The sequence below is a fragment of the Xanthomarina sp. genome, from assembly GCF_035306705.1.
In the GTDB taxonomy this organism is placed as follows: domain Bacteria; phylum Bacteroidota; class Bacteroidia; order Flavobacteriales; family Flavobacteriaceae; genus Xanthomarina.
Genome location: NZ_DATGNO010000155.1, coordinates 1 through 5397, shown reverse-complemented (window position 1 = coordinate 5397; position 5397 = coordinate 1). Strand labels below are relative to the sequence as shown.

Below are 5397 nucleotides of genomic sequence, written 5' to 3'. Positions count from 1 at the left end.
AAGAAATTAAGCATTTTAGTAGCTCTATTTCGCGGTTCTTTGATATTGAAAAGTTCAGGAGTATTGGCAATGTAATTTACCGTTACTTTTCCTTCGCGGAATGTTGGATCACTTAGAATGTTGTCTAAAAACGCCATATTGGTTTTTACACCACGCACTCTAAATTCTGCTAAAGCACGTCGCATTTTACGACAAGCTCCGTCCAAAGTTCTACTGTTGGCGGTAATTTTCGTCAGCATAGAATCAAAGAATGGAGAAACTGTCACCCCTTGGTAAACACTTCCTGCATCTAAACGAATGCCGAATCCACTTCCACTTCTGTAGGTGGTAATGGTTCCGTAGTCGGGTTTGAAATCATTTTTCGGATCTTCAGTTGTAATTCTACACTGAACAGCGAAACCATTGACTTTAATGGCCTCTTGATTGTAAATTTTTATTTGTTCATCTGCTAACTTATAGCCACCTGCAATAAATATTTGTGATTTTACAATATCAATTCCCGTTACCACTTCGGTTACCGTATGTTCCACTTGAATACGGGGATTTACCTCTATAAAATAAATGCTTTGGTCTTCATCCACTAAAAACTCTACCGTTCCAGCGTTGCTGTAATTCACCGCTTTACCGATAGCCAATGCATATTTATATAGATTTTCCTTTACTTCCTCAGCCAAATGAACAGAAGGAGCAAATTCAATTACCTTTTGGTAACGGCGTTGTACAGAACAATCGCGTTCGTACATGTGCACTAAGTTTCCGTGCTCATCACCAAGAATTTGAATTTCGATGTGTTTTGGATTTTGAACATATTTTTCAATAAATACGGTATCATCTCCAAACGCACTTTTCGCTTCTCGTTTTGATTCAGGATAAGCTTGTTTTAAATCCGCTTTGGTGTGAATAACACGCATTCCACGTCCACCACCACCAGAAGCTGCTTTTAGCATTACTGGATAACCAATGTTTTCCGCCTCTTCAATGGCAATTTCAACAGAAGTAAGGTCTTTTTTATTGCTTTCAATAATTGGAATTCCATTAGCAGTGGCTACTTTTTTCGCCATGACCTTATCTCCCAAAGATTTTAAAACAGAAACACTAGGTCCTATAAAAATGATTCCATTGTCTTCACATGCTTGAGCGAAAGCTGCATTTTCTGATAAAAATCCATATCCAGGGTGAATCGCATCGATATTATTTTCTTTAGCTACTTGGATAATTTTGTCAATATCGAGGTAGGGTTTAATTGGATCATCATCTTCCCCGATTTGATAAGCTTCATCCGCTTTGTAACGGTGCAAAGAATAACGGTCTTCAAAGGTGTAAATTCCTACGGTTCTTAATCCAATTTCTGTGCATGAACGAAATATTCGAATTGCGATTTCTCCTCTATTGGCAACAAGTACTTTTTTTATTTTCATCTAATGGATTTTTTATGATTTTGGTGTTTTATTAGACCAACAGGGTTAATATCTTGATTTTTAGCAGAAATGAAACCGAAATAGGTGTTTTTTTAGAATTTTTATCAAATGTAAAAACTTAGACTTAGCCAATCGCTTTCAATTCTTCGACTTTATCATTGTTAAGTATTTCCCCCTTGCTTAAATTGCCATTAACGATTTCATAGATGTACGGCGTACTATGAAAAACATTGTATTCTTCAAAAATTTGTTCGTTAAACAAACGATTTTCAAATCCTTTGGGAACGAACGAAGAATCATTTGAAATGATCACAATTTTTTCTGCAATAGGCGCTAACTCTGTAATACTTCTTAAAACAGTCTCCTTTGTGCAAGAGGCTGTTTTACCCTGTTGTTTCTTTGTGTAAACGATGGCGTATTTAAAATGATTTAAGTTGACTTCTTCTTTTTGAATTAAAAGCTTGATATTTTTCATATATTTTTCTTGACTGTTTACCTAATTAGTAGGTGTTACAAGATACAAATAATAGTTTTTATTAAAACAGCAGGTTTTAATTTACTACCTTTTGCTCCTCAATATCGATTAACAAATAACAACATGAGCATCAATTGGATTTTACTGATTATTGGAGGTTTATTTGAAACTGGTTTTGCCATCAGCCTTGGAAAAGCGCAGCAATCTTCGGGTAAAGAATTGTGGATGTGGCTGATTACCTTTGCGATTTGCGTGAGCATAAGTATGTATTTACTGTTTAAAGCAATGGGAGGTGAGCAGGCAATTCCTGTGGGAACAGCTTATGCCGTTTGGGGTGCAATTGGTGCAATTGGAACCGTTATAGGAGGAATACTTCTGTTTAAAGAACCGCTTACTTTCTGGCGAATGTTTTTCCTAATGACCTTAATTATTTCTATTGTAGGATTGCAGATTGTGAGTAGTAAAGCGTGACTTCGAGTACTTTATAAAGATGACTGAGGCTCTCGAAGTCCCTTTATAAAGCTCTCGTTTTAATTAATAACCAACAGCGGCATATTTCTATTTCGAATCAATAAATCATTGGTTACACTTCCGATAAATAAAGAAGCAATTTTACTTGTACCCCTTGCAGAAACGACAATGATGTCAAAATCTTCTTTTTCTGCATGTAGTTCAATGGCTTCAACGACCGACAAATCTTTTCTATCGATGGATTTGAAAGGAATTTCTTCAGGAAGTTTATACCTTTTTTTGAACTGTTGTACCTTTTCTTTTAAGTTCTTTTTCGTTCTATCAATTGCTTTTTCTGTATTGATATAAGGGAAGAAAAAAGAAGGGATATTGTATACGTGTAGGGCTTCTATTTCTCCTTGAGAACTTGCAATTAAGGTTTGTGTTTCAATGAAAGATTGTGCTGAATCAGAACTAAAATCTGTTGGGATAAGTACTTTTTTAAGCTGATGTCTTGTTTTCTCCGGCACCAACAATACATTCGCATCCATCATTCGCACAAGTTTTTGGTTCAACGCTCCGGTTCCTTGTAATTCGTTTTTGTTTCCAGTGAGTAGAATGTCTATTTTATATTCCTTAGACAAATGCGTGAGAATACTTTCTGTATAATCATCCGTGGTAAGTAAAACGGTATGCGGAATTGTCCCTGAATAGTTTTTTTCTATAGATCGTTGGAGTTCTTTGTCAATGATATTTTCAATTGAAATTCCTTCCTCTAAAAAACTGTCTTGTAAACTGTCTAGTTTATATTGTTTGATATTGTGAATGAAGTAGATATGTTCCATTCCCCAAACCTTACTAAGAAAGCTGACGTAATTCAGTAGAATGGCATCCATTTCCGATAAATCCATGGCCACCATAATTCTTAAGTCTGTTTTTAAATTTTTCTTTCTAGTCATTTTCTTCGGTTTTATCGTCTAATTTTTGCTCGTCAATCGGCTGGATCCCTTTTTTATCGCTTGGATTAATTTTCTCGAGATTTTTTTCCTCTCTGTCTTTATTCACCAATTGAAGAATATTCTTTCTATAATCTTCTCGTTCAATTATTTTCTCTTTCCGTTCGGCTTTGTTATAATCCTCTTTCATTCCAGAATATAAGGAGAAACACATGACGACCAGTAAAATAGCAAAGGGGAGACCTGAAATCGTAACGGCGGTTTGTAAGGCATTGAGTCCTCCACCATACATTAAAACTCCAGCCACTACTCCGGTTGAAGCCGCCCAAATTACCCTTTGGTATTTTGGTGTTTTTATTTTCCCACCAGAGGTGATACTGTCAATGACTAAAGCTCCAGAATCGGCAGATGTAATAATAAAACTACTGATGAGGATCAGGCCAAGCACTTTTAGTACCATTGAAAGTGGAAACTTATCAAAGAACACGTAAAGGGCAGTTGAAATATCGTCTCCTACAGCAGCAATCATCGCTGTATCTCCATTGATGATATCACGCATTGTAATTCCTCCAAATGCACTAAACCATAAGAAAGTAACCACAGAAGGTAGAATTAACACGCCCAGAATAAATTCTTTAACCGTTCTTCCTTTTGAAATTCTAGCGATAAATGTTCCCACAAAAGGTGACCATGAAATCCACCAACCCCAATACATTATGGTTCTGGTTTTTTGCCAATCGGTACCGCGTAAAGACTCTGTCCAAGTAGCCATATCAATAAAATTGACTAGATAACTTCCAATATTTTGAATGTATGCACTTAGAATATAAGTCGTAGGACCTAAAATCAGCACCAATAAAAAGATAGAAGAAGCAACGCGAATGTTCAATTTACTTAAAAACTGGACTCCTTTATTCAATCCTGTAAATGCAGATAATGTGGCGACAAGTGTAACAGCAAGAATAATAAGCATTTGATAAAACAGAGTACTTGGAATTCCAAATACATGGGTGAGGCCTGAGTTAATTTGACCAACACCAAAGCCTATAGTTGTTGCCAACCCAAAAAGAGTGGTGATTACTGCCATGATGTCAATTAAATCACCCATCCATCCGTAAATTCTATTTCCAAGAATAGGGTAGAAAGCTGAACGCAAGGTCAAAGGCATCTTTCTGTTGAATGTGAAATATGCCAATGACAATCCAACTACAGAATAAATAGCCCAACCATGAATTCCGTGGTGTTAGAAAGAGAAGTTGATGGCTTCTTGGGCAATATTTACAGGGTCTTCTCCTGCTAATCGGGGTGGGTTTAAAAAATCCCTTACTGGATCAGCAATACTAAAAAGGACCAAACCGTTTCCTACACCAGCGCTAAACAACATGGCGAACCATGCCCAACGGCTAAATTCCGGTTTAGCTTTCCGTCCTCCTATTCGTATAGATCCAAACTTACTAAAAGCCATGTAGAGACAAAAAACAATGAAGAGGTTCACCGCTAAAGTGTAAATCCATCCGCCATGTTCTGAAACGTAGGTTTGCGCTATCCCAAAATAGTAATCAGCTTGTTCTTTAAAAATAAGGGTAAACCCAACACTTAAAATAATGACTGCGATAGCAGAAAAGAACACCGTTTTATTAACGACCAGCCCGAGAAATTTTGAAGTATTATCTTTTCGAGTAACTTTTATCGACATCTGTTTTCTTTAGTTTTTTAAGCGGATAAAATAGAACAAATAGATATATTTAACAAGTTTTGAAGGAGATATAGTGTGTTTTCGCAAAATAAACGAAAAAGCTAAATTCAGCTTTTTCAATAGGAAAAACACTATAGTAGAGAACTGAATAGAGATGTTTTAAAAAAGAGTAAATCTGTGAAGAAGGCTTTATTATTCAAAATAAATGATTATTTTGCTTACTTAAATGTTCTTAACACAAAGAATTTGAAAACCTTACAGTATGCAAGACCTTTTTAACGAGTTAACGACTTATGAACAAACCTATTGGATAATAGCTATTGTTGGTTCTCTAATCTTCAGTGTACTGTTGGTAATGACTTTTATTGGAGGTGATATGGATAGTGATATGGCTTCTGATGG

4 protein-coding genes and 1 pseudogene are annotated in these 5397 nt (G+C 35.9%); 1 reads left to right on the top strand and 4 read right to left on the bottom strand.

Annotation, left to right across the window (positions count from 1 at the left end):
- A partial coding sequence (locus VKY47_RS12665; RefSeq protein ID WP_324313178.1) for an ATP-binding protein occupies positions 1–1418 on the bottom strand: 1418 nt, incomplete at its 3' end.
- A 124-nt stretch (positions 1419–1542) separates the two neighbouring features.
- A complete protein-coding gene (locus VKY47_RS12660) occupies positions 1543–1893 on the bottom strand; it encodes a hypothetical protein (RefSeq protein WP_324313177.1) in 351 nt (116 codons plus the stop codon).
- A 129-nt stretch (positions 1894–2022) separates the two neighbouring features.
- On the opposite strand from VKY47_RS12660, the gene VKY47_RS12655 reads away from it, so the two are divergent.
- Complete coding sequence (locus tag VKY47_RS12655; protein ID WP_324313179.1) at positions 2023–2364, top strand: DMT family transporter; 342 nt, start codon at positions 2023–2025, stop codon at positions 2362–2364.
- 59 nt (positions 2365–2423) lie between these two features.
- Here the strand turns inward: VKY47_RS12655 and VKY47_RS12650 are convergent, their stop codons facing one another.
- Positions 2424–3302, bottom strand: a complete 879-nt coding sequence (locus VKY47_RS12650; protein ID WP_324313176.1) for a universal stress protein — start codon at positions 3300–3302, stop codon at positions 2424–2426.
- A pseudogene (locus VKY47_RS12645) lies at positions 3295–4995 on the bottom strand (BCCT family transporter). The gene VKY47_RS12650 and the pseudogene VKY47_RS12645 overlap by 8 nt, the downstream one beginning before the upstream one ends.
- Positions 4996–5397 lie beyond the last annotated feature (402 nt).